The 25,550-nt window shown below is 35.4% G+C and carries 20 protein-coding genes; 3 read left to right on the forward strand and 17 right to left on the reverse strand.

Features of this window, described 5'->3' with window-relative positions; all coding sequences use genetic code 11:
- Positions 1–21 precede the first annotated feature (21 nt).
- Positions 22–2,358, forward strand: coding sequence for a glycoside hydrolase (locus tag BCR23_RS02395; protein WP_069633898.1), 2,337 nt, complete (start codon positions 22–24; stop codon positions 2,356–2,358).
- Between the two features lie 45 nt (positions 2,359–2,403).
- Here the strand turns inward: BCR23_RS02395 and BCR23_RS02400 are convergent, their stop codons facing one another.
- From BCR23_RS02400 to BCR23_RS02410, 3 genes are all read right to left on the reverse strand, one after another.
- Entirely contained in the window at positions 2,404–3,486 is a 1,083-nt protein-coding gene (locus tag BCR23_RS02400; RefSeq protein ID WP_069633899.1) for an endonuclease/exonuclease/phosphatase family protein, read from the reverse strand.
- Between the two features lie 15 nt (positions 3,487–3,501).
- Positions 3,502–3,975, reverse strand: a complete 474-nt coding sequence (locus tag BCR23_RS02405; protein WP_069633900.1) for a hypothetical protein — start codon at positions 3,973–3,975, stop codon at positions 3,502–3,504.
- A 200-nt stretch (positions 3,976–4,175) separates the two neighbouring features.
- Positions 4,176–4,724: a DUF1697 domain-containing protein gene (locus BCR23_RS02410; RefSeq protein WP_069633901.1), complete on the reverse strand. Its 549-nt coding sequence runs from the start codon at positions 4,722–4,724 to the stop codon at positions 4,176–4,178.
- Between the two features lie 182 nt (positions 4,725–4,906).
- Here BCR23_RS02410 and BCR23_RS02415 point away from each other — a divergent pair, with 182 nt between their 5' ends.
- Entirely contained in the window at positions 4,907–5,278 is a 372-nt protein-coding gene (locus BCR23_RS02415; RefSeq protein WP_069633902.1) for an iron chaperone, read from the forward strand.
- A 1,360-nt stretch (positions 5,279–6,638) separates the two neighbouring features.
- On the opposite strand, the gene BCR23_RS02420 is transcribed toward BCR23_RS02415, so the two are convergent.
- Positions 6,639–7,838, reverse strand: coding sequence for an MFS transporter (locus BCR23_RS02420; RefSeq protein WP_069633903.1), 1,200 nt, complete (start codon positions 7,836–7,838; stop codon positions 6,639–6,641).
- Between the two features lie 150 nt (positions 7,839–7,988).
- Between BCR23_RS02420 and BCR23_RS02425 the strand changes: the two genes are divergently transcribed.
- On the forward strand, positions 7,989–8,360 hold the full coding sequence (locus BCR23_RS02425; protein ID WP_069633904.1) for a MerR family transcriptional regulator: 372 nt from the start codon (positions 7,989–7,991) through the stop codon (positions 8,358–8,360).
- Between the two features lie 54 nt (positions 8,361–8,414).
- Here BCR23_RS02425 and BCR23_RS02430 read toward each other — a convergent pair whose 3' ends face one another.
- The 13 genes from BCR23_RS02430 to BCR23_RS02490 form a co-directional block, all read right to left on the reverse strand.
- Positions 8,415–9,542, reverse strand: coding sequence for a sensor histidine kinase (locus tag BCR23_RS02430; RefSeq protein ID WP_069633905.1), 1,128 nt, complete (start codon positions 9,540–9,542; stop codon positions 8,415–8,417).
- Positions 9,543–9,547: 5 nt separating this feature from the next.
- The gene (locus BCR23_RS02435) at positions 9,548–10,243 is read right to left on the reverse strand and encodes a response regulator transcription factor (protein WP_069633906.1); all 696 of its coding nucleotides are present in this window, start codon (positions 10,241–10,243) and stop codon (positions 9,548–9,550) included.
- A gap of 148 nt (positions 10,244–10,391) precedes the next feature.
- Entirely contained in the window at positions 10,392–11,057 is a 666-nt protein-coding gene (locus BCR23_RS02440; protein WP_083241860.1) for an ABC transporter ATP-binding protein, read from the reverse strand.
- A gap of 17 nt (positions 11,058–11,074) precedes the next feature.
- Positions 11,075–12,460, reverse strand: coding sequence for an ABC transporter permease (locus BCR23_RS02445; RefSeq protein ID WP_069633908.1), 1,386 nt, complete (start codon positions 12,458–12,460; stop codon positions 11,075–11,077).
- Positions 12,461–12,725: 265 nt separating this feature from the next.
- The gene (locus BCR23_RS14960; protein ID WP_069633909.1) at positions 12,726–12,857 is read right to left on the reverse strand and encodes a hypothetical protein; all 132 of its coding nucleotides are present in this window, start codon (positions 12,855–12,857) and stop codon (positions 12,726–12,728) included.
- Positions 12,858–12,859: 2 nt separating this feature from the next.
- Positions 12,860–14,230 carry a 23S rRNA (uracil(1939)-C(5))-methyltransferase RlmD gene (gene rlmD, locus BCR23_RS02455; RefSeq protein WP_069633910.1) on the reverse strand — a complete coding sequence of 457 codons (1,371 nt, stop codon included), beginning with the start codon at positions 14,228–14,230 and terminating at the stop codon, positions 12,860–12,862.
- A 131-nt stretch (positions 14,231–14,361) separates the two neighbouring features.
- On the reverse strand, positions 14,362–15,441 hold the full coding sequence (locus BCR23_RS02460; RefSeq protein WP_069633911.1) for a diacylglycerol kinase: 1,080 nt from the start codon (positions 15,439–15,441) through the stop codon (positions 14,362–14,364).
- Between the two features lie 17 nt (positions 15,442–15,458).
- A complete protein-coding gene (gene gatB / locus BCR23_RS02465; protein ID WP_069633912.1) occupies positions 15,459–16,889 on the reverse strand; it encodes an Asp-tRNA(Asn)/Glu-tRNA(Gln) amidotransferase subunit GatB in 1,431 nt (476 codons plus the stop codon).
- The gene (gene gatA / locus BCR23_RS02470) at positions 16,889–18,358 is read right to left on the reverse strand and encodes an Asp-tRNA(Asn)/Glu-tRNA(Gln) amidotransferase subunit GatA (RefSeq protein ID WP_069633913.1); all 1,470 of its coding nucleotides are present in this window, start codon (positions 18,356–18,358) and stop codon (positions 16,889–16,891) included. Before gatA ends, gatB begins: the two co-directional genes overlap by 1 nt.
- The gene (gene gatC, locus BCR23_RS02475) at positions 18,358–18,663 is read right to left on the reverse strand and encodes an Asp-tRNA(Asn)/Glu-tRNA(Gln) amidotransferase subunit GatC (protein WP_069633914.1); all 306 of its coding nucleotides are present in this window, start codon (positions 18,661–18,663) and stop codon (positions 18,358–18,360) included. The genes gatA and gatC overlap by 1 nt, the downstream gene beginning before the upstream one ends.
- Positions 18,664–18,915: 252 nt before the next feature.
- Positions 18,916–20,961, reverse strand: coding sequence for an NAD-dependent DNA ligase LigA (gene ligA, locus BCR23_RS02480; protein ID WP_069633915.1), 2,046 nt, complete (start codon positions 20,959–20,961; stop codon positions 18,916–18,918).
- A gap of 97 nt (positions 20,962–21,058) precedes the next feature.
- Positions 21,059–23,299, reverse strand: a complete 2,241-nt coding sequence (gene pcrA, locus BCR23_RS02485) for a DNA helicase PcrA (protein ID WP_069633916.1) — start codon at positions 23,297–23,299, stop codon at positions 21,059–21,061.
- Between the two features lie 742 nt (positions 23,300–24,041).
- A complete protein-coding gene (locus BCR23_RS02490; RefSeq protein WP_069633917.1) occupies positions 24,042–25,520 on the reverse strand; it encodes an alpha-amylase in 1,479 nt (492 codons plus the stop codon).
- Positions 25,521–25,550: the final 30 nt, after the last annotated feature.

Below are 25,550 nucleotides of genomic sequence, written 5' to 3' on the forward strand. Positions count from 1 at the left end.
TTTTACATTTAGGAGGGAATTATGAAAAAATTTACTATTTACTTAAGTTTGGCTACTATTGCGCTATCTTTATCTGCCTGTAGTTTTACCCAGACAAAAGCAACAAGCAAATCAGAGGGTTTGATTGCTAGCAAAGAAATGGAGAAAAATAAGACCTATGCAAAAACTGATTTTTCTTTCGAGGTTGATCCTCAAACCTTTGCTGTTTCCATTAATGAAAATGGAGAAAAAGCGCAAATCACACAACCTCAAGAATCAAAAGAAGTCACTGATTTAAAACAAAGTAAAGAAGAAGTCAGTTGGACCTATCCTACTGAACAAATCAACGTTCATTTGAAAAAAGAAAACAATCATCTAGCAGTATCTATTACAAGTTTATCTGATGAAGATACAACTTTTGCATGGCCAAAATTAGATGCAAAAAACTATATTTTACCAATAGCCGAAGGTAAAACTATTCCCAATGATCAAAAAGAATGGTTAGCTTACTTTAAGCAAAATGAAGAATTAGCCATGAGTGAAGCTTTTTCAATGAGCTTTTTTACAACCAATCAAAAAACATTTGCCACAACTTTTGTCATGGATAATACTTTCAATAGTGACATGTTAACAAATACAGAACCTCACCTTACTTTGGAAGCAAACCACAATTTTATCGGCTTCGACAAAAATAAAACGTTGAATTACCGACTATATGTGACAGATAATGATCCTGTAGCTATTGCTAAAACATACCAAATGGATCGTATCAATTTAGATGAATTTAAAACATTAGATGAAAAAGAAAAAGAAAATCCAGAAATTAAAAAAATGCGCGGCGCACTTCAAGTTTATTACTGGAACAGCCGTATCTTAACAACGGAAGATATTAAATGGGGCAAGCTTCCACAAATGGTAGATGAACCTATTTTCCAATGGATCGGTGAATTATTAGCTCAATATGGTGAAGACGGTTCTGAAGAGTATCTAAAAGCCATGGAAGCATTTAGAAACAATGAAGGATATAAATTTGAAAAAAATACATTCTTAACTTCTATTAATTATGTCTTACTTTATCCACAATTTTATAATAAAGATATATTTAAAAATCCAGATGCACAAGCTCAAAAATTAATTGATAAAGGCATCGACAAACTAAGTGAACAAGACCTTTACACTCTTAATAAACATTTACTAGCTGGTATTATTGGCGATTTAACGCCACCTCTTGAGCAATGGGGACAAGCAAGCTCTTCTGATGTTTTCAAAGATATGAAAAAATCAGGCGTGGAAAATGCATGGATTGGTTTGCCGAACTGGGCTAATGGATTAATGAATCCAGAAATGGTTAAAACAGCTGCAGATGAAGGTTACTTAATTGGACCTTATGATTCTTATCAGTCTATCCAAGAAAATGCTAGTATCGACTGGAACACAGCATCTTTCCCTAATAAAGACCTGTATGAAAATGCCACAGTAACCAAGAAAAATGGCCAAAAAGTTGCAGGCTTCTTAGGTAAAGGTCGTAAATTAAATCCAACTCAAATTTTTCCAGATGTAGAAGAACGTTTTACAGGAATTATGCAAAATAAAATTCCTTTTAATTCATGGTTCTTAGATACAGATGCAGCTGGCGAAATTTATAATGACTACAGTCCTGAACATTTAACCACTCAAAGTGAAGATGTCGCTGGACGTTTAAAACGGATGAATTATTTTGATAAAAATGGTCTAGTTGTCGGTTCTGAAGGTGGAAATGATTTTGCTTCTAAAGATATGGTCTTTGCTCATGGAATCGAAACACCCGTCATCATGTGGTCAGATCCTGATATGCGTGAAAATAAAGAAAGTGAATATTATGTAGGAAGCTATGCAGCATTAGATGGCGGTATTCCAAGTAAATATAAAAAAGTTGTGCCAATCAAAGAAGAATACAAAGCCATCTATACTGATCCTGCCTATTCTCTACCCCTTTATAAACTTGTTTATAATCGTTCTGTAATCACTTCACATCAATGGGAATGGGATAGTTACAAAATCAAAGGACAAACCAATGAGCGTCGTATGAAGGAGTATTTATATAATACACCACCAATGATGCATATTGATAAAGCCTCTTGGGAAGAACGGAAACAAGATATTTCTGAAAATGCTAAAATTTGGAGTCCCTTCCAAAAAGAAGCCTTACAGCATGAAATGACTGATTTTAAAGTACTTACCGAAGATCGTTTAGTTCAGAAAACTGAATTTGGTGACAAGTTATCTGTTATCGCCAACTTCTCTGGATCAGATTACGAAGTTGATGGTGCTAAGGTTGCCAGTCATACAGCCTTAATTGTTAATGACGGAAAAGAAACGATTGTAAAAACTGAAGGATAAACAAAAAAGAAACGAAGCCATTAACGTTGGCTTCGTTTCTTTTTATTATTTTTTCAACTTAAATGTCAGCTCAACTGGATTATGATCAGAATTGTTAAATCCAGCATCAATCACTTTCCCATTGATATTTTCTACATTATCTGAAATGATAAACCCATCAATTAACGCTACAAATGACTCCCCTTTTTGGTAAGGTTTATCTAAATTACGAACTGACGGTACTGGTTTTTTCGTTTCGCTCAAAGCTGCAACTTGTAAATTTTCTGGTAGTTCTTTTTTAGGAAACGGCTGTAGCCATGTATATTCTTCTGTTGTGTCATTTTTAAATGTCTCAGTCGAAGAATCTAGCAGATCATGATTAAAATCTCCACCGCCAACGACATAGTTTCCTTTTTTATATTCATTTTCCATATGATCGAACAGCTTGTGTACTTGTTCTTTTTGGATTTTTTGATCTTTGATATACGCAGATAAATGAACATTGTATAACATTAGATATTTGCCGTTTTCAACTGGAATTTTGGAGACAGTGAACGCACGATCTAAATCAAAAAATTTATTGAAATTTGTTTCGATCGGCAAGCTATAACGAGTACTTGCTTCAATCTCATTATTGCTTAAGGTCAGGATGCCCGATTTTGATTTTCCAATTGGGTCTAAAATGGGATACATCAGAAATGCTGAATCATAATTAGTGGCAAATACACTTGAGTACTCATTAAATTCCTGATTGATTTGGGTTACTTCATTCACATTACGACTACGAGTAGCTTTTTCATCGACTTCTTGAAATAAAGCGAAATCTGGATCAATGTTTTTAGTCGTATTGATCGCTCCAGAGATATTTTTAATGACACTTTCTTTACTTACTGCTTTTGACTGTTTGCCACCATCCATGAAGAATGTATAATCTGGTGTATAAGATCCATAGCCGATATTAAAGGTTGTGATTTTATATTCTTTATTTGTTAATGCTTGTTTTACTTTAGCCTTTTGACTGATTTTGACTGGTAAATCATCAGCGATTCTAGAATAACTAAAATAAACATACCCAACATAAGCTAGAATGATCGTGATACAAATGGCTAGGGTGCCTAAAAAGATTTTGATACTTTTGTTTACATTCATTATTTTCTCAACTTTCTACTGTGTACTTTCCATTCTACAATACGAACAAACTGCTTCATTTGAAGGAATTGGTGCTCCACAAAAATGACAGATTTTATTTCCTATTTTGATCGTTTTATCTTCGATTACATTAGTATTCTCTTTTTTTGTTTCTTTAGGGTTTTCTTTTTGAATATCTTTTGTTACTGCAGACCTCGTTACTCTATGTTTATCCTCAACATATTCCTTTTTTTGCTCTGGCTCTCTATAAAAAATGCTTGTGATAGCATCAAAAACACCGATCCAGATAAGTATATCATTATCCCAATTACTAGAAACAATAAATACGAAAAGTAAAATACCACCGGAAATAAAATTTCTATTTAATAGTCTAGGGATCCCTGTTGCCCCCAGTATTAAAGTAAGAAAAAAAGTATTTCTAGGTTTCATATTATACAATAAACCTGATCTTTTGATCATAAATAGATGACTTTTAATAAACTGCCACATTTTTCTTTTCCCCCAACACTTTTCCATTTTTTTACCCGAATATTCATTATAAGCATAAAATCCCTAAGATTCAATATCGTATAAAAATAGCTAGAAGATCATTCCATATACAAATGATTTTCCAGCTATTTTCTGATTTCGATTATACTGAATTACTATACTATAAGCTATATTGTGGCACCTCCAAGACAAGCTCGTTTTTAATTATTTTTTTGCACTAGTTCCGCAAGTTTATTTACTGTGTTAGCATTTCGAATCGTGATTCGACTATACATCTTCGTTCCAACAATTTTTGACCAGCGGCTTCTGGAAAATGTTTTGATTGGTGCTGACCAGAAAATCACTCGTTCATGATAGGCGACCTTTTCATATTCTACTTTAGCCTCACCGACAGATACAATCACTTCTTCAGTTGTCGTTGGTGGAATCACAAAAATGACATTGTGTTTTGATTCTTTATCCGTATTCCACCATTCTGGCATTTGTTCTAGTGCCTCTAACAAATCAGTACCAAGAACAATCGTCACTGTAATTTTAAGTCCAAACTCCGATTCAATCAGTGCTTCACAATCTTTTGTTAGTTGTAAAACATCGGTTTCTTCACTTGAAAAAATCACATTTCCACTGTTTAAATAAGTAACAACATCTGTGAATCCACGTTGTTCAAAGCATTCTTTCAAAGTTGCCATGACCACTCGATTTTTTCCACCAACGTTGACTCCACGTAATAAAGCAATGTATGTTGTCATATGCCTTCCCACCTTTTTCTATTTACTATAGATTATAACTTATTCAACTACTAGGCGCATAGCAAGGGAACCAACAATTTCTTCATTGCTTTACAAGCAAATACTTCCTTCAACCTGATGTCTATATTATAATTCAATTAAGGAAACGCAAACGATAACTTAGAAAAAGAGAGGTTAGAGAAATGAAAGATATCAATGAATTTATTTCAAGTACCAGTGAACCAGAACAACGTGCACGCCTAGAAGAACTTTTTAATTGGATGAATAAAAATTACCCACAACTCAAAATCGTAATAAAATGGAATCAGCCTATGTTTACAGATCATGATACGTTTATTATCGCTTATAGTACATCAAAAAAGCATATTTCAGTTGCACCTGAGACTGTGACTATCGCAGCATTCAAAGATGAAATCGAAAAAGCAGGCTATCAACACACAGATAATATTATCAAAATAGCTTGGGATCAGGAAATCGATTTTTCCCTGTTAGAAAAAATGATCGATTATAATATACACGAGAAAATACACTATACTAAGTTTTGGAGAGAATAGTTTATACGGGATGTTACTCATTTCAAAAAAGTATTATCGATAAGAATATATTGAAGTAGTAATTTTATTCTAAATATATTATTATTTACATATAGAACAACATGTATTTATCTTCCCCAAAGATAAAATAATACTTGCTCCCATCTCAATCGAGGTGGGATTTTTTATCTACATTTTTTCCAAAGTAAGCACACACCATTTTTAACACATCGAACAAAACATTAAATTTTTCTTTAGCAAAAAATGAAGCCATCCTTGCAAATTCCCTTAATCTTTTTGCTCTTTTTACTATTTTTTGATTATTTTGAAAATTTGTGTTGACTATACTCCTTCCTTTAAGTTAAGATAACATTACAAAACAAAATAAAAAAAGGCGCCCTGCAGGAGGACAGCAAATCATCCCGCAGAGCCCTGTATTATCAGCCAGAACTAATAATACAAGTTGCCTCCGTCAATATTCATTGACTACTTCCATTGTACTAAAAGTAAGAAAAGATTTCCAGTCTTTTTTGCTTATTCTTTGAATTTAGTTAATACTTATTTACAGAACGCTTCGTGGTATTAGTATCTGACTAATATCATTTTTTTGTGTTTTGATTATTCTCTTGATAATTAGAGCGAAAAACAAAATAAAAAATAGGCACTCTGCGAAAGGACAGCAAATCCAATCACAGAGCCCTGTATCATCAGCCAGAACTGATCATACAAGTTGCCCAAGTCAATGCGCATTGACTTATTCATTTTACCTAATTTTTGTAAGAAATACTAGTGTTTTTTTACATCTTTTAAGTATTTGGATAAATCAATGGTTATTCATTGCACTTTTGCACGGTATTGGTTGGTGACCAATGCCGTATTTTTTCGCTCTTTTTATAAATAGTAAACACCAGCATCTCCTTTTTCGAACATACTTTCTATATTCAGCTTCGGTGTTTACGAGCTGGCATTACTGGAATCTATTCGCTCACCTTACTATAGCCATTCCGTCAAAAAAAGGTGTGTCACGTCAATGCGTAATGAAAAATGAAAAGGTAAAAAAATAAACATGCAAACAAAAATTTTCCTAGATCTACCGACTGAATGGTAAAAGTAACGAATAATTCCTTGTAATCCAGTATTAGTAAGAATGTATCTGTTGACCGATAGATTCTTACTTTAAAAAATTAGCAGGTTTTGCAGAGCCTACTATTTCAAACAACTGCTTATCCAAAACAATATTCCTTTATTACAAAAAACAACCCAACCAACCATTTCTCTACCACAAGGATAAGCAGATGTTTGTTTTTTTACTCAAACAACTTAAATTTAATCAAACTTTTCAACTTTATTATTATCAACAGTACGATAAAATGGAGAACTGTTAGTTAGGCTCTCTTTTATTCTGTGCATATAGGATCATTACTGTAATCACTGCTAAAGCAGCTAAAATAAGTGCTTCTGAAAAAAAAGTACCCCGAACTGTATCAAATACAGATAAAGAGTCAATTAATGCGATCCCATATGGTGAGAAAGCTGAACCGATATTAAACCCTACTAAAAGTAATGATGTTCTAAATGCCCCTTTATGGGTCGACCCATTGTTGATTTGATTAAATAAATACGGGATAAAGGTTCTAAAAGAAAAACCACAAAGCATTGCGCCAATCCCTGTAACCAAAACACTATTAGAAAAACCAATCAACGCCATTGCTCCACTCATTACTACAAAAACTACTGGCATTGTCCATTTCTTTGTCCACCTATAAACATGTCCGAAAGAAAAACCAGCCAACATCGCACCAACACCGATCAATGCCATAATATTGCTTCCGTCTGTAGCATTTCCATATCCTAGTGTATTCATCAATAACGTTCCTTTGACCGTGATAGTCATGTAGATACAAACAACAATAATCAATAACATAATATAGCCTGAGAAAGCGAATAGATTCATTGACTCTTGCTTACCGTCACTTTTTTCTGTTTGTAACTTAGTTTCTTTTGTCATTTGAGCTTGTCGTATATCTTCTTCAGAAACATTAGGCACAAACAACATGAACAAAATGATAATCGGCAAAACAAACAAATAAACCCAAAAAGACGTTTGCCAACTGATTTTGAGCAATTGTCCCACCATAAAAGTCAATGTCATACCACCAATCCCCTCAAAAGCACTTTGAAAACCGATCGTAGCTGCTCTTTCGCTTCCTTGATAAAAATAACTAATCAAAGATACTAGCAAAGAATTAAACAACCCCACCCCGAAACCAAAACAAGCTCTTGATATAAAAATAACTACAAAATTAGTTGTCACTGCCGGTATGATTCCAGAAACTAGTACCATTCCTAAGCCAATCAAAATCGTCCTGTTATACCCTAAGTATTTAGCAATTTTCGTACTCACTAAAACTGCTGGAATAATAAATAAAGCAGGAATCGTCGTCAGCATCTCAACTAAAGACAACGGTACATTGGGAAATGTCTTGATCATAGCAGGTATATTAGCACCAATTGCACCTCCTGACACAACAACCAAAGATACTGTCAAAATAGAGATTTTTTTCATCACCTGTTGATTCATATACTCACTCCTTCCTTATCATTTACCTCAGGATACCTCTTATAGTGCACTCTAAGTCAAGAAGAATTTTTATTCCGTTTTATTTTGGTTGCCTTATAGTTAACTATAAGTGCTAAAATGGGGATACAAATTATCTAGGAGGAAACTTTGATGGTCTATAAAATCCATGAATTTTCAAAAATGACTGGTCTTACACCTTATACTTTACGTTTTTACGAAAAAGAAGGCTTACTTACAGTAAAACGAGATCAAAATAATATTCGAATTTATGATGACCGTAACAAAGAATGGATCGATTTTTTCTTGCATTTAAAAAAAACTGGTATGACGATTGAAGATTTAAAACAATACCTAATTTGGTGGTATGAAGGGGATTCTACGAACAAAAATCGTTTAGATTTACTACAAAAACAAAAGAAAATCGCTTTAGAAGAAATGAAAGAAATTCAGCAAGGAATTGATGTATTAAACCATAAAATAGAGATTTACAAACAAAGAGTAGCAAAAAATAATGAAAATTAAGTAGCAAAAAAAGCGCTCCTTTTATCAGGAAACGCTTTTTAAATGTGTTGCTATTTACTTATGAATCGGGATCGAAAAACGAAAACATATTTCTTTTCCCTTAACAGTACAAGATACTTCTCCAGCGTGGTTTTCAATAATTTTTTTCACTAACGCTAACCCTAACCCGTTACCAATGATTTGATTATTGTTTTTCTGACCTCGATAAAAAGGTTCAAAAATACGCTCTAGCTCTTCTTCCAAAATTTCTTGCCCGCTGTTTCGCACTTCAAACGTCAACAGTTCTTTTGAAGCTGTGGCACTAACTGTCACAACAGAGTCTCTATCACCGTATTTGACGGCATTCTCAATTAGATTTTTTAGTGCTACGCCTAACATAATTTTGTTTCCTCTGAGCTGAATATTCTTTGAGCTTTTATTTTTCAAACGGATTTCTTTGTCAAAAGCTTGCAATGATAATTCAGTAAACGCATCATTAATCAAATAATCTGTACTGACACTATCTGTTAATTCAAGAAGATTATCATTTGCTAATAAGAGTAACTGCTCTACGGTGATCGATAGCTTGTCACAACTTGATAAAATCGCATCTGTGATTTTTTTACTTTCTTCGTCTGACTCTTCGATGTTCATTTGTAATAGTTGAGCGTATGTAATAATGACTGCCAATGGTGTTTTTAGTTCGTGAGCAGCATTATTAACGAAGTTTTTTTGCTTGAGAAATGACTCGTCTAATCTTGCAGTCATATCATTATAACTCATACTTAGTGCTTGAACCTCTTGAGGTTGTTTCTGATCGATTTTAATTTGTTTTCCTATATTCCTAGTATCTAAATCACTCATTGTTTTTTGGAGTTTTACCAGTGAGCCTAAGCTTTTCCCCACCAACTTGTAAGTGACAAAGGTACCAACAATGATCACTACCAACCAGACAAATGCAATACTTGATGAAAATGAGATTCTGGCCTTTGCTAGAGTGACACCTAAGTCTTTGCCTTCTTTAGGAGATAGAGCTGGAGTCGTCTTTTCAACGCTTGAATCAACTACTTTTGAATCAATTCGGGTCAACCGCTCGACAGAGAAATTTTTATTTGCACCAGTAACAGAAAACAACAACATGATCAACGACATACATATTAAAAGACCACTAACTAAAAAAGTAATTTGTTTTTGTAAGCTCATTATCCTTACTGTCCTCTCTCCATGGATTTGGCAGATAAACAATAGCCAACACCTCTAACGGTTTGAATCATTTCAGCAGCAACTGAATCAAGATCAGCTACTTTTTTTCTTAATGAATACATATGATATTTAAATGTATTGGAAAATAAATCTACATCTCCGTCCCATACATGTTCCATTAATTTTTCAGCAGAAAAAACCTTCTCTGGATTTTTGATTAGATACTCTAAGATGCCAAATTCTTTTCTTGTCAATTTAACTGGAACTTCTCCAACCTTGACGATTCTTTTTGTCGAATCTAAACTGATTGAACCGTAAACAATAACAGATTCTTCTAAACTGATTTTTTGTCGTAACAAATTTCGAATCCTAGCTTCTAATTCAAAAAAGTCAAAAGGCTTCGTTAAGTAATCATTGGCTCCCATATCTAGCCCTTTGATTTTATCCTCAACAAAACTTTTGGCAGAGAGTATCAAAATTCGGATCTCCAAATCATAGGTGCGTATCTTCTCTAAAATTTCCCAGCCACTCATATTTGGTAAAGCCAAGTCTAAAATAATTAAATCATATTCAGTTATTTCAATCATTTCAATTGCCTGGTAACCATCCATTGCTTTATCTACAGCATAGCCTTGTTTCCTTAAGCCCATGCACAACCCTTCGCCCAATAAAAGATCATCTTCAACTACAAGTAAACGCATATGATAAACCTCCTCAAAAAAATCTCACTTTTAGTAACTATAACATAGATTTTTTATGAAACCTTGAGAGGTATATGAATAATGTATAACTTTTTAGTTCAAAATTAAGACAAAAAATAGTGGACGGAAGGTTTGCAAACTATCTTGCTCAAAGTTGTCTAAGAGTATTGTCTTTTAAAACAAGTTGAATATCTGCTTGTTTTGCAATTTCTAAATCATGCGTCACCATAATAACACATTTTTTTTCAAGCAGAGCAAGTTCTTTTAACATCTCAATAATTCCCGTGGAGGTCACTTGATCCAAGTTTCCTGTTGGTTCATCAGCAAAGATCAATGGTGAGTCGGCTGATAATGCTCTAGCCACCGCTACCCGTTGTTGTTGTCCCCCACTTAATTTCATCACATTTTTATGCATTAACTCATCAGTAATGCCAACCGCTCTTAGTTTGTCTTTCACGTATTCATTGATATTGTCAACGCGTTGGCTTTTAATTTCCATTCCAACTTTTACATTTTGAAAAGCAGTCATATATGGAATCAGATTGTATGCTTGAAAGATAATCGAAGTAAAGTTTTTTCGATACTTCGTGATACCAGTCTTATAAATATTCTCTCCACGATAGCTGACGCTACCTTCAATAGGTGTTGTTAATCCAGACGCAATGGACAATAGTGTTGTTTTACCAGCACCAGACGGCCCCATAATTGTGTAAAAATTTCCTGCTTCAAAAGTATAATTGATGCTATCCAAGACTTTGTATTCCTGAATTCCTTCTTTGTATGAATAAGTGATATCTTTTAATTCTAAATTCATAATGTCCATTTCTCCCTTTACTCTTTTTGGGCAAACAGGTCTTTTGGATCTGTTCTAGCGATCATAATGCTCGGTACAAGTGTTGTAATAATGATTAGTAAGAATCCTAAGCCAGCTGCTTGTGAGATGACTGTTGTATTTACTTGAAGCGCCATTTTATCTACAGGTTCTACTTTTTTCGTTTCTTCTCGTCCATATTCATCTTCTTGTTGCACAATAGGATCTGCATTCTCAACTTGTTTTGATAACATCATATTTGAAATTGTTTCTCCTGATGTTTGGACGATTGCCAATGATAGTCCAAATGACAGTAGACCAATCAGTAAAATTTCTACTATTAACTGCAGAATTACTTTCACTTTTGTTTCCCCTAGAGAAAGTAAAATACCCACTTCTTTTTTTCGATCCCGAATAGATAATAAAGATAAGAAGGTTAAAATCAATCCACCAGCAACCACAATTACTTTAATCATGATCGAACTAAAGGTAGCCATTTTTTCAAGTGGCCCAATCATTTGCTCGTATTGTTCAGTATAAGCATCTAGTTTAAAGAAATTGTCCTCAGTTGGCATTTTATTTTCAGCATCGCTTACAAAGTCATCTACTTGCAGTGGATCTTTTAAGTAAAAGGTTACATCTTCGATATTTGCTTGTTTACTTGTTTTTAAAAAGGTATCGATATCTACATAAATTTGATTCTCCGGCTGAGCCATTTCATACATTTGTTCTATAGCTGAAACTTCTTTATCACTCTTATAGATACCGATTACTTTATATTCTTGTTCCTTGTCTACTCCATCTAGTGAAAATCCACGAATTTTAAAGGTATCTCCTAGTTTTAGTTGATTATTTTTTGCGAATGTTTCTTCTACAACCGCAGAATTTGCTGATGTTTTATCTGTGATAGCTTCGCCTTCTATTAGTTTAGCATCGTGGTTTTTAAAATCTGTCGTCTTTAATAGATCATTCGTACCAATTAATTTAAAAGCTGGTACTTCTTGACCTGAATCCATTTTAGGTATATTCGAATTTAACGCATTATTTTCACCACTGGCTTTTGGTTCAACTGATTTTAAGTTGCTTTTTGCTGCAGCAGATTCACCTCTCATCGTTACACTTTTTACTTGAGGTAAATTGCCAATTTCATCAACTGTTTCTCTTGAAAGTGGCTTCATGCTCGATCGACCACTAAATAAAGCTTCTCTAATTTTATCGTTATCTCTTTTCAAACGAACTTCTGCCCCTAATTGTTTTCGGGCCTCTACCTTGCTTTTTTCTGCCGATTGTTGGATGGCAAATCCTGATAAAATCAATAAAAAGACAATAAGGAACAAACCTAAAAATAAAGTTGTTCGCCCTTTTCGTTGCCAAATACTGATCAGTGATCTTTTAAAAAAACTCATATTGTTTCCTCCAATTTATACTCTCTTTTTTACAAGCAAATGTATCATAACAATTTCATGGTCAGATTTTGGTTAGATAATTTCCAAATCAGAAAAATAGTTTAAATTGTTTGCCTAATGAGTACGAAAAAAGCAGATCTAAGACATTTAGAGCATAAAAAAAGAGCGAGACAAAACTAAATATCCGTTTTGTTTCGCTCTTTAAATTTGAATAAACGTCAAGAATAAAGCAGGTTTCGCTATGCTTCAATCAATAGAGACTAGTCTATTTATTATAAATTTTAGGCCCTTTTCGCATGTTTTTACGATCATTTTTAGGCGTCTCCATTTTTTTTGAACGACCGCCACCTTGTTTCTTTTTAATCAATTCTAACATTTTTTTCTTTGTATCATCCATATTTACACCGTCCTTGTTAACAAAGTAACTGACTCGATATGAGTTGTTTGCGGGAAATTATCCACTGGTTGGACTTCCTTGACTTCAAAACCGCCTTCAGTAAGTAATGCTAAATCGCGTGCTAAAGTTGCTGGGTTACAGCTCACATAAACAATGCGATTAGGTTTAGTTTCAATCAATGTTTCTACTAGACTTGCTTCCAATCCTTTACGAGGTGGATCAACGATTACAACATCTGCTTTGATATCATTTTCGATTAATCTAGGTAACGCTTCTTCTGCTAAACCAGCTGTGAATGTTGCATTGGTAATATTGTTTAATTTTGCATTGCTTTCAGCATTTTTCGCTGCTTCTTCGATGACTTCCACACCATAAACATGTTTTGCATCTTTAGCCAAAGTCAAACCAATTGTGCCGATTCCGCAATACGCATCAACAACCACTTCTTCACCAGTCAATGCAGCGTATTCTTTAACTTTATTGTACATCACTTCTGTTTGTTGCGGATTTACTTGGTAGAATGAACGAGAAGAAATTTCAAATTTCAAATCAAAAATCGTATCGATCATTTGATCTTGCCCATGTAAAAGAATCGTTTCGTCACCAAAAATCACGTTCGTCTTTTTAGAATTAACATTTTGAACGATACTGACAACCTCTGGCAAAGCTTCTAAAATGTCAGGAATGATTTTACTACTTGGAAATAATTTAGGTGTTCTTGTAATCAAGACAACCATCATTTCTCCTGTATTGTAACCACGGCGAACCACGATATGGCGTAAGTTTCCTGTATTATCTGACTCGTTATAGGGTTTAATACTGTAACGTCTCATGATATCACGGATCTTAATTACCGCTTCATCAATTTTAGGATCTTGAATATAGAAGTGTTCTAAAGGAATCAAATCATGACTATTTTTTCTAAAGAAACCTGTCTGCAGTTTGTCATCGATTTTTCTAACTGGGATTTGTGCTTTGTTGCGGTAGCCCCAAGGATTGTTCATACCAATTGTATCCATCACAGGTACATCTGGTAATTTGGCAACCCGCTGCATCACATTTTTCACTTGATCTGTTTTAAACGTCAATTGAGCACCATAAGCTAGATGTTGTAGTGGACTGATGCCTACCTTCGTAAAGTTTGCATCTTTAACTGGTACACGGTCTTCGCTTGATTTTAAGATATTCAAAACTTTACCGTAACCAAAACTTTTGCCGACTTTCAACACTTTGATTTCTATTTTTTCACCTGGTAAGGCATTTTCTATAAAAAGCGGGTAGCCATCAATCTTGGCAACACCCATTCCTTCGTGTGTTAAATCAATAATATCAACTTCGATTGTTTCGTTTTTGTTCACTGGAAAATTATTCATAAGTCGCTCCTTCTTTTATGCGCTTCACTCATTCTAATGAAAAAATGCTAGAAAAGCAACAAAGACTTTCTTTTTATCACTTCATTGTAAAAAACAGCTCTCTGCAAGACAAAATACAGAAAGCTGCTTTTTTACTTCTCGTTATCTTTATCGGCAATTTTACCATCACCATCGATATCTTCTTCTGTTAGGCGTTCAACTTCTCTGACGAATTCTTTACTTGTTTCAAGATACTCGTCATCGTCTTCAGCTGATTCGCCATTATAATCTTCTAAAACTGAGCCCATGATTGCATTTGCTGGAATCGCATCTGCATTGGCAAACATTTCTATATGCTGATTCAAGTTGATAAATTCCATTGGTGCCTCACCGCCGTATTCACCATCTAAATTAATCATCATATTACTGTTGGAGTCTAGTGTCTCAGCATATAGACGGCTAGTTTTGGTATAGATCAACCGATGGTCTTCTATATGCTTCCCTCCATTTAGCATCAATGCTGCCAAATGTAAAATTTCAAAAACGTTAGCTGTTTTTACAATAATCAAAGAAAATTTCCCGTCATCAAGTTTCGCATCAGGTGCAATCTTTTCAAAACCACCGACTGAATTAGTCAATCCTAAGAAAAACATCGAAGCGTTGCCTTCATAAACACCTTCATCATATTCCATTCGCATCTTGATTGGCTTCACACGTGGCAACATCTCAGCGCCTTTAGCTAAATAAGCCAAATAACCAAAAATACTTTTTAATTCTGAAGGAACTTCATAAGTTAATTCAGTCAAATGACCACCGGCTGCAATATTGATAAAATAATTCTCTTTGGCTTTACCGATGTCCATTTTAACCGTTTGATTTTTCTTGATGACTTCTGCTGCTTTAACAATATTGTCTCTAGGAATTTTTAATGCTCTTGCATAATCATTGGTTGTTCCCGCAGGAATGATCGCCATAGACGGTCGATTTTCTAAAGGAGCAATGCCATTCACAACTTCATTGATTGTTCCGTCGCCGCCAGCAGCAACAATCAGGTCAAACCCTAATTCAGCAACTCGGCGTGCTTCATTTTTAGCGGAATTTTCATCTGGCGTTGTGGCAAAAGCACTAGCTTCATATCCGCACTCTTCCAAAACAGAAAGAATATCAGCTAAGTTTTTTTTGACTAGCTCTTTACCTGAAGTTGGATTATAAATCACTCTTGCTTTTTTCATAGGTCATCTGCTACTTTCTATCGTTTTGTCAATTCTTCTTGTAGCAATTTATTTACGATACCTGGGTTGGCTTGTCCTTTCGTTGCTTTCATGATTTGACCAACTAAAAAGCCAACTGCACGGTCTTTACCATTTTTAAAATCATCAACAGACTGTTGGTTATTGTCTAGCACTTCATTGATGATTGGCAACAATTGTGATGGATCAGATAGTTGAACCAAACCTTTGGCCTCAACCACTTCTTTAGCATCCCCACCGTTTTCAATCAATTCTTTAAAGACTTTTTTCGCAATTTTAGAACTGATTGTACCATCTGCAATCAATGTGATCATACCAGCTAAGTTTGCAGGTGTTAGTTTCGTATCAGGCAATTCTACTTTTTCACTGTTTAAGTATGCTGAAACTTCACCCATTAACCAGTTAGAGACCTGCTTAGCATCTGCGCCTTCATTTAAAGCTTCTTCGAAGAAATCAGACATTTCTTTTGTCAGCGTTAGAACCATTGCATCGTATTCAGGCAATCCAAGCTCTTTGATATATCTAGCACGACGAGAAGCCGGCATTTCTGGTAAGCTATGGCGAATACGCTCAATCCACTCATCATCAATGGCAAAACGAGGAACATCAGGCTCTGGGAAGTAACGGTAGTCACTTGAACCTTCTTTAACACGCATCAATAATGTTTTGTTCGTTGTTTCATCGAAACGACGTGTTTCTTGTTGAATTTCTCCACCTGAAAGTAATACTTTTGCTTGACGTTTTTCTTCAAAAGCAAGTCCTTTTTTAACAAAACTCATTGAGTTCAAGTTTTTAAGCTCTGCTTTGGTACCAAATTCTTCTTGCCCGTAAGGACGCAAAGAAATATTAGCGTCACAACGCATTGAACCTTCTTCCATTTTCACATCTGAAACACCTGTAAATAAGATGATTGAACGGATTGCTTCTAAATAAGCATATGCTTCTTCTGGTGAACGCATATCTGCTTCTGAAACGATTTCGATCAAAGGTGTTCCCTGACGATTTAAATCAACAAAGGAATAGCCGCCATCGCCATGGATATTTTTCCCAGCATCTTCTTCTAAGTGAACACGTTCGATACGGATGCGTTTTGTTTTCCCTTCAACTTCAATATCAATCCAGCCATCGTGACCGATTGGTTGATCGAATTGAGAAATTTGGTAGGCTTTGGGATTATCTGGATAGAAGTAGTTTTTGCGATCAAAATGTGTATCTTTAGAGATCTCACAATTTAAAGCAAGAGCTGCTTTCATTCCAAATTCAAGCGCTTGTTTATTCATTACAGGTAACACACCTGGGTAACCCCAGTCGATTACATTCGTATTGCTATTTGGTTCTGCACCAAAGTGAGCAGGCGCAGGTGAAAAGATTTTAGAGTTTGTTTTTAGTTCTACATGGACCTCAAGTCCGATGACAGTTTCAAAATTCATTAGTCATTCCCCCCTAAGATCACAGGTTTTTTCGTGTGGAAATCTGTTGCTTGTTCAAAGGCATACGCCGCTTTATACATTGTACTTTCGTCAAATGCTTTTCCGATAATTTGTAAGCCGACAGGTAAACCTTCTGAGAATCCTGCTGGTATTGACATACCAGGTAAGCCAGCTAAGTTTACAGGAATCGTTAGTAAATCGTTCATATACATCGTGATTGGATCATTGATATTTTCACCTAATCCAAAGGCAACGGTTGGTGACGCAGGGCCAATGATGATATCATATTTTTCAAAAACATTATCAAAGTCTTGTTTGATTAATGTTCTTACTTGTCCAGCTTTTTTGAAGTATGCATCGTAATAACCAGCACTTAATGAGAATGTACCAAGCATAATACGACGTTTTACTTCCACACCAAATCCTTCAGAACGAGAATTCACATAAACGTCTTCTAGGTTTTTCACATTTTCAGAACGGTAGCCGTAGCGAATTCCGTCAAAACGTTGTAAGTTTGAGCTTGCCTCAGATGAAGCAATAATGTAATAAACAGCTACGCCATATTTTGAATGAGGTAAGCTAACTTCTTCAACTGTTGCACCTAATGCTTTAAACGTTTCTGCAGCCTTAAGAACAGCTTCCCGAACACCAGCATCCACGCCTTCACCAAGATATTCTTTTGGTAAAGCAACTTTCATGCCTTTAATGTCTCCAGTTAAACCATTTGTAAAATCAGGTACAGAAACCCCAGCAGATGTACCATCTTTTTCATCGTAGCCACTGATTGCATTTAATGCTAAAGCATTGTCTTTGACGTTTCTTGTCAATGGACCAATTTGATCCAAACTAGAAGAAAATGCGATCAAACCAAAACGAGAAACACGTCCATAAGTTGGTTTCATTCCCACGATTCCATTAAATGAAGCTGGCTGACGAATACTTCCGCCTGTATCAGTTCCTAAAGAAACAGGTACTTGCCCTGCAGCAACTGCTGCAGCAGAACCACCTGAAGATCCACCAGGAACTTTAGAATGATCCCAAGCATTTTTCGTTTTCTTGAAGTATGATGTTTCTGTACTTCCACCCATTGCAAATTCATCCATGTTTAGTTTCCCAACAGGAATCATGTCTGCTTGATAAACTTTGTCCATAACAGTTGCATCATAGATTGGATTAAAGTTATACAACATTTTTGAAGCAGCTGTTGTTAAAATATCTTTCGTTACGATATTGTCTTTAATGCCGATTGGAATACCAGCTAATGGATTTGACTCAGTAATTCCTTTAAGATCAATTGCTTTCGCTAATGCTAATGCTTTCTCATCATTTATGGTAATAAATGAATCAACATCTTTTTCTGTTTCATTGATACGTTTTAATGTATCCTGCGTTAAATCAGTTGCTGTGATTTCTTTTGATACAAGCAAATCATGCAGTTCTGTTAATGACTTATCATATAATTTTTCCATTATGCACCAGCCTCCCCATTGTCGATAATTGCTGGCACTTTGATGTAGCCATTTTCTGATTCAGGTACGTTTTTCATTAATTCATCACGATCCATACCTGGTGTTGCTACGTCTTCTCTCATTACATTGATTGCCTGTGCAACATTAGATGTAAATGGAACACCTTCTGTATCTACGTCTTCTAATAGTTCTACCATATCGATGATTTTGCCTAACTGGTTAGTAAAGTCTTTTAACTCCTCATCGGAAAAAGACAATTTAGACAATTTTGCTACATGTTTTGCTTGTTCTTCACTGATTGCCATGGATACCCTTCTTTCCTTTAGAAAAACTCCGCCAAGCTGTCATGTTCAGATAATGATTAGACAAGTACCTGAAAGACAGCTCCTAAGAGTTCACTAGTTCATTTTTATACTGTTAAACGAATGTTTACGTTAAAAAAACAGCTTTTTTCTTATTCTATCATAAAATTCTAAGAAATTATGATCGAGATGAAAGAAAATAGTCTAATAGATGTAAAAAATAACACTGAACACTCTTTTTATTTGATTTATTACTTATTCAGGTAACTCAATAGTCGTACTATTATCAAGTGCTGTAACCATTTGCGCCTCATCCCAAACTTCAATGCCAAGATCTTGAGCTTTGGTTAACTTACTGCCAGCATCTTCACCAGCAACAACGATATCTGTTTTTTTAGACACACTACCAGTGACTTTTCCACCTAAATTTTCAATTTTCTCTTTAGCTTCTTCTCGATTATAATGAGTTAATTTTCCTGTCAAAACAACTGTTTTATCTTTGAATGGTGATTCAACAGCTTCTAACTGAGCTGTCCGAATGCCTTTGTACTCAAAATTAACGCCCGCTTTTGTTAGTTCATCCATCAATTCATGGACTTCTTCATTTTCAAAATAAGTCACTAAACTATCAGCAATGATCTCACCTATAGAATCAAGTGCTACGACCTCTTCTTTAGTCGCTTTGCTAATAGTCCTTAAATCACCAAAATGTTCTGCCAAAACTTTGGCCGCTTTTGCTCCAACATGACGAATGCCTAAACCGAAAATTAAACGTTCAACAGAATTGTCACGACTTGCAGCAATTGCCTGATAAATATTATTAGCTGATTTCTCTTTGATTTTATCTAACGTCATTAATTGTTCTTCTGTTAAAAAGTACAAATCAGCGACATCAGCAACTAGCTCTTTATCATACATTTGTTCCAAGACACGAGGACCCAAACCATCAATATTCATAGCATTTCTAGAAACATAATGATTCAGTCCTTCTTTGATTTGAGCAGGACATTTAGGATTGATACAACGTAATGCAACTTCTTCATCCAAATGAACCAATTCGCTGTTGCAAACTGGACAATGGGTTGGGATCTCGTACGGTTGGCTATTTTCATCCCGTTTCTCGGTCAATACTTGAGCAACTTCTGGAATGATGTCCCCAGCTTTATAAATGATCACCGTGTCATTCAAGCGAATATCTTTCATTGCTATAAAATCAGCATTATGCAAACTCGCTCGACTGACAGTAGAACCTGCGACACGAACTGGCTGCATCACTGCTGTTGGCGTAACTACACCTGTACGTCCAATCGTCCATTCGATTTCTTCCACGACCGTTTGCGCTTCTTCTGGTGGAAATTTATAAGCAATCGCCCAACGTGGAGCTTTGACGGTAAAACCTAGTTCATCTTGAATCGTAAATTCATTAGTTTTGATCACGATTCCATCGATTTCATAGGGTAATTCCGTTCTTTTTTCATGATACTCCTCTATATAAGCCCACACTTCATCAATATTCTGACACAATTTTTTTTCAGGGTTCGTTCTAAAACCAATTTCTGATAATTCATCCAATGCATCAAACTGAGTCTGTGCGGTCATCGGTCCAAAATCGGCCACTGTATATAAAAAGGTATTAAGATTACGTTTAGCAACCATGCTTGTATCTAACTGACGTAAGCTACCTGCTGCTGCATTTCTAGGATTAGCAAACACATCTTGTCCAGCTTCTTCTCGTTCCTTGTTCAAATTGACAAATGATTGTTTCGGCATATAACATTCGCCACGAACTTCAACTGAAATCGGCTTTTTCAATTCTAAAGGAATTGATTTCACGGTCTTCAGATTTTCGGTGATATTTTCTCCAACAGTTCCATCACCACGTGTTGCCCCTTGAACAAATTTTCCATTTTCATATTTCAATGAAATCGCTAACCCATCAATCTTTAGCTCACAACAATAACTAACGGGTTTGCCTGCCAATTTTTGAACACGTTCATCAAAATCGTAAATATCTTCTTTACTGAAACCATCATTCAAACTGTACATTTGAACATCATGAGTGACTTTCACAAATCCTTGTAAAATCTTACCGCCCACACGTTGTGTCGGTGAATCAGAAGTGATTAAGTCTGGATATTCGGTTTCTATGTCGGACAATTCTTTATAAAGCCGATCATACACATAATCTTCTACGGTAGGTTTATCTGCTACATAATACTCATGAGAATATTGATTCAACTGAGCTCGTAGTTCTTTTGCTTTATCTGTCGCTTGTGCTAATGTTAATGGCAATTCCGCCATAAGTAACCCCTCCTAAATTTGAAAGCCTAGCGGGCTTGTTTAGGCTCGTAGAAAAATAGGAAAATATAATCGAGACGTTTTTTGCCTCACTCATATTTTATATTTTTTCAATCGGAGCAAATGCTGCTAATAAGCGCTTGATGCCTTTTTCTGGGAAGGCTACGTCTAGTTCTAAATCTTTGGCTGTACCGCCAACTCGAACTACGGTTCCTGTTCCCCACGCTTTATGTCTGACTTTATCTCCAGCTTGCCATGCCATTGACTCGCCTCCACTAGCGACTTTATCTGTCACTGGTTGTTTGGTTGGTTGAGCGTAGGCTGGTTTAAATACTTTTGGCTCAAACGTTCTAGATGGTGCTTTAGGTGCGGCAATCGAACCTTGCAACTCTAATAATTCTTCATCAATCTCATCTAAGAAACGGCTTGGACGATTGTATTGCGTTCTTCCATATAAAGTCCTTGAAAAAGCATTGGATATATATAAAATCTCTTCCGCCCGAGTAATCCCAACATAAGCCAAACGACGTTCTTCTTCCAGTTCACTTTCTTCCAGCAGAGCACGAGATAAAGGAAATACGCCCTCTTCCATCCCAATTAAAAATACAACGGGAAATTCAAGTCCTTTAGCTGCATGAAGTGTCATTAAAGTTACTTGTGACGTACTTTCTTCTAAATTGTCCAAATCAGAAACTAGTGCTAAATCATTTAAGAATACAGCTAATTTTTCTTCAGGTGCATCAGCATCTTCTAAATCTTGACGCTCATAGCGCTTATCAAATTCTTGTGTAACTGTTAAGAATTCATCTAAGTTTTCTAGTCGAGCTTGAGATTCTAAATTGTTTTGTCTGACCAATTCTTCACGGTAACCGCTACGTTCCAAAACTTCCTTCACTAATTCGGTAATCGTTAAATATGGAATCATCTGAGTTAAGTCTTGAATCATCATACCGAAACTGCCTAACTCTTTGCCAGCTTTTCCTGAGATATTTGCTAGGTCTACATTTTGAGACGCTTCTAACAATGACCAACCATGCATCTGAGAAAAACTTCTTAATTTTTCGACAGAACTTTTACCAATCCCTCTTTTTGGTTCGTTGACTACTCGTTCAAAACTAAGAGAGTCCATTGGGTTAGAAATGATATTCAAGTAACCTAAGATATCTTTGATTTCTTTGCGATCATAGAATTTATGTCCGCCAACCATTGTATAGGGAATATTGGATTTCAATAGCATTTCTTCCATTACTCGAGATTGAGCGTTCGTACGGTATAAAACAGCAAAATCGCCATAAATTCGGTCTTTTTCACGTATTTCTTTTTGGATTTGACCAACGATATATTGGGTTTCATCTCGTTCGTTATCTCCACGATAATAAACGATCTTTTCTCCATCTGTATTTTCAGTCCATAGCTGTTTGTCTCGACGATTGCTATTGTTTTTAATCACATTATTAGCTGCATCTAGAATTTTTTTAGTAGAGCGGTAATTTTGTTCTAACATAATTACAGAAGCATCTGGATAATCTTTTTCGAAATCCAAAATATTCTGCATGTCAGCTCCACGCCAACCATAAATACTTTGGTCAGCATCTCCTACTACACATAAGTTTTTGAAACGCGCTGCTAACATGTTAACCAAAGTGTACTGAGCATGGTTAGTATCTTGATACTCATCAACATGAATATAATGGAATTTATTCTGGTAGTAAGCCAATGAATCGGGATGATCATTAAATAAACGAATGGTATTCATAATCAGATCATCAAAATCCATACATTGATTGTTTCTTAATTCTTTTTGATACATTTTATAACATTTTGCTACGACTTCTTCGTAAGGAGTGCCTTGTAATTCCGCCACTTTTTCTGGTGTTTGCAGCTCATTTTTCGCATTACTGATCGTTCCTAAAATCGAACGGGGATCATATTTTTTCACATCAATATTCAGTTCATTTAAAATTCGTTTCATTAATGTTCGTTGTTCAGAAGTATCAATAATTGTGAAATTACGATTATAACCGATATGATCCACATCACGGCGTAAAATACGAACACACATAGAGTGAAATGTGGAAACCCAGACATCGTTTCCGCCAGTTTCGAGTAGTTTCCCTACACGTTCTCTCATTTCTTTAGCAGCCTTATTGGTAAAAGTAATCGCCAAAATATTCCATGGATTGACGTCTTTTTCTTCAATTAAATAGGCAATACGGTGGGTCAAGACTCTCGTTTTGCCACTACCTGCACCTGCCATAACTAATAAAGGCCCTTCTGTATGTAGAACGGCTTCTTTTTGTCTTGGATTCATACCTTGGATCAAGGCGTTTTCTTGTGCCATCATCAACGTCCTCTCTCTTTTTTCAATCTTATCTATTATACCAAAAAAAACACAAAAGCTGAACAGATTGAACAAACCTTGAGTAAGTAAGATACAAAAAATTTTAAAGGTACCTGTTATCATGATTTTTTTCAGGTTATTATCGAAATGTTTAATGTATGTAGCTAGATTATAAAGCGAAAATTCTTTAATAATGACAGGATTTGCAAAACGATCATTTTGTTGTTATTGAGTTAGTATTTTATGTAGTTGTAGAATTAGATTTGATTTTTTCTGAATCGATTTTTTAGGAAAATAAAAAGCTCACTCAATAAAGAGTGAGACAGTGTCCCAGTACTCGTAATTGACGAGTTCTATTGATTTCAATCCACTCACTCAATAAAGAGTGAGACGTCTGAGCATAAGTGTTTCCTTCGCCGATAACAATTTCAATCCACTCACTCAATAAAGAGTGAGACCGTGAAAAAGTAACAAACTATGTACATATTTGCCACTTCTCCACATTAAACCTTCCGCAAAATGAGAAAACAATGAGGGAAAATAGAATTTTACCTCTATTCGTCTCTCAAATCTGGTGCGAATCCCCCAGTGATTCCGTGTGCACTTATGGTTCGCACCAAAAATCCATACATTTTACAGCTTATTATCTATTATACTTAGTATAATTATTCTTCCAATAGAAGTCACGTACTATTTTTATATAATCATAATCCAAATACTCTAGTACCTTCTCTTTAAAACCCTATTCATCCAACGATTTACACAATTGATCTACAATTTCTTCATTTACATAGACAGAAACTTCTCCACCATTCACAGGAAATGTTCCTGCACCAGTTTCATCCAACACAACTTTGGTTGGATGATTGCCTAAAATGTCAACAAATACTTTACCTGCATGTACCGCACTGATGGTCATTGTTTTTTCACTAGCTTGCGCATTCGTCATGATCACTGCGTAACCAGACTTTTCCCAATCAAATGTTCCAGTTCTCACCCAACCAATCACATTTGGGTCATCAAAATAACTCATTTCATTTCCATAAGCCAAACGCTCGCGAATTTTTAACAACAATTCTAAATCTTTCCCCACAGCAGCTACATCTTGAGAAGGAATGCCGAACATATCTCCCCAAAATACAACAGGAGTGCCTGCTTTTCTCAATAAAATCAACGCATAAGCATGGACTTTAAACCAACCGTCTACCCATGATTCCAAACTTTGTCCCTTTTGTGTATCATGATTATCAACGAAAGTAACTGCCCATTCAGGTCGCTCTTTCGCTAAAGTCCCTTCAAAAATATTTCGCATATCATATTGTCCATTTGAGTGAGCAGCTTCATAAAAATGATAATGTAATGGGACATCAAATAAAGAAATCAGTGTTCCTGAACTATCTATATAGTTAGTCAATTTCTCAAGTTCACCATTCCAGTATTCCCCAACAACAAATAAATCACTCCCCTTTTCTTTTCTTCTATTTAATAGCCAATCGACAAAGTAATTAAACTGAATATGTTTTACCGCATCCAAGCGATAGCCGTCAATATCTGTCAGCGCTTGATACCATTGCCCCCATTTATTTAGTTGATCAACAGTTTCAGGATACTCCATATCTAAATTACAACCCATTAAATAATCGTAATTGCCATTCTCACTGTCAACTTCTGTATCCCAACCTTTTCCTTCAAAGTTAAAAATACCATGATCTTTCCGTCGATCATCAAAATCAACACCAGAAAAATTCCTCCATGACCAAGTATACTCATTATATTTACGATTTCTTCCTGGAAATGTAAATTTCGTCCATGCTAAAATTTCTTCCTCACCACTAACAGCTTCGTTCCTATTATCAGAACGATATTTCACAGCGGAGACACGTTCTTCCTCGTCTGCACCCATAAAATGGTCAAACACAATATCCCCATAAACTTCTATTCCCTCTTTTTTTAACGTCTTAATACAAGTTAAATAGTCTTCTATTGTTCCGTACTTAGTTGAAACAGTTCCTTTTTGATCAAATTCACCCAAATCGTACAAATCATAAGGAGCATAGCCAACATCTTCTAGGCCTTGCGCACCTTTATAAGCGGGCGGAAGCCAAATGCCATTGATACCTTTTTTATGTAACACTTCTGCCAATTCAGTCAAACGTTTCCAATGCTGACCATCCGCTGGTAGATACCATTCAAATCCTTGCAATATTGTACGATTGTTCATACTTATCCCTCCGATTTATCCTATCTTCAT

It is taken from the genome of Enterococcus quebecensis, assembly GCF_001730365.1.
In the GTDB taxonomy this organism is placed as follows: Bacteria; Bacillota; Bacilli; order Lactobacillales; family Enterococcaceae; genus Enterococcus_L; species Enterococcus_L quebecensis.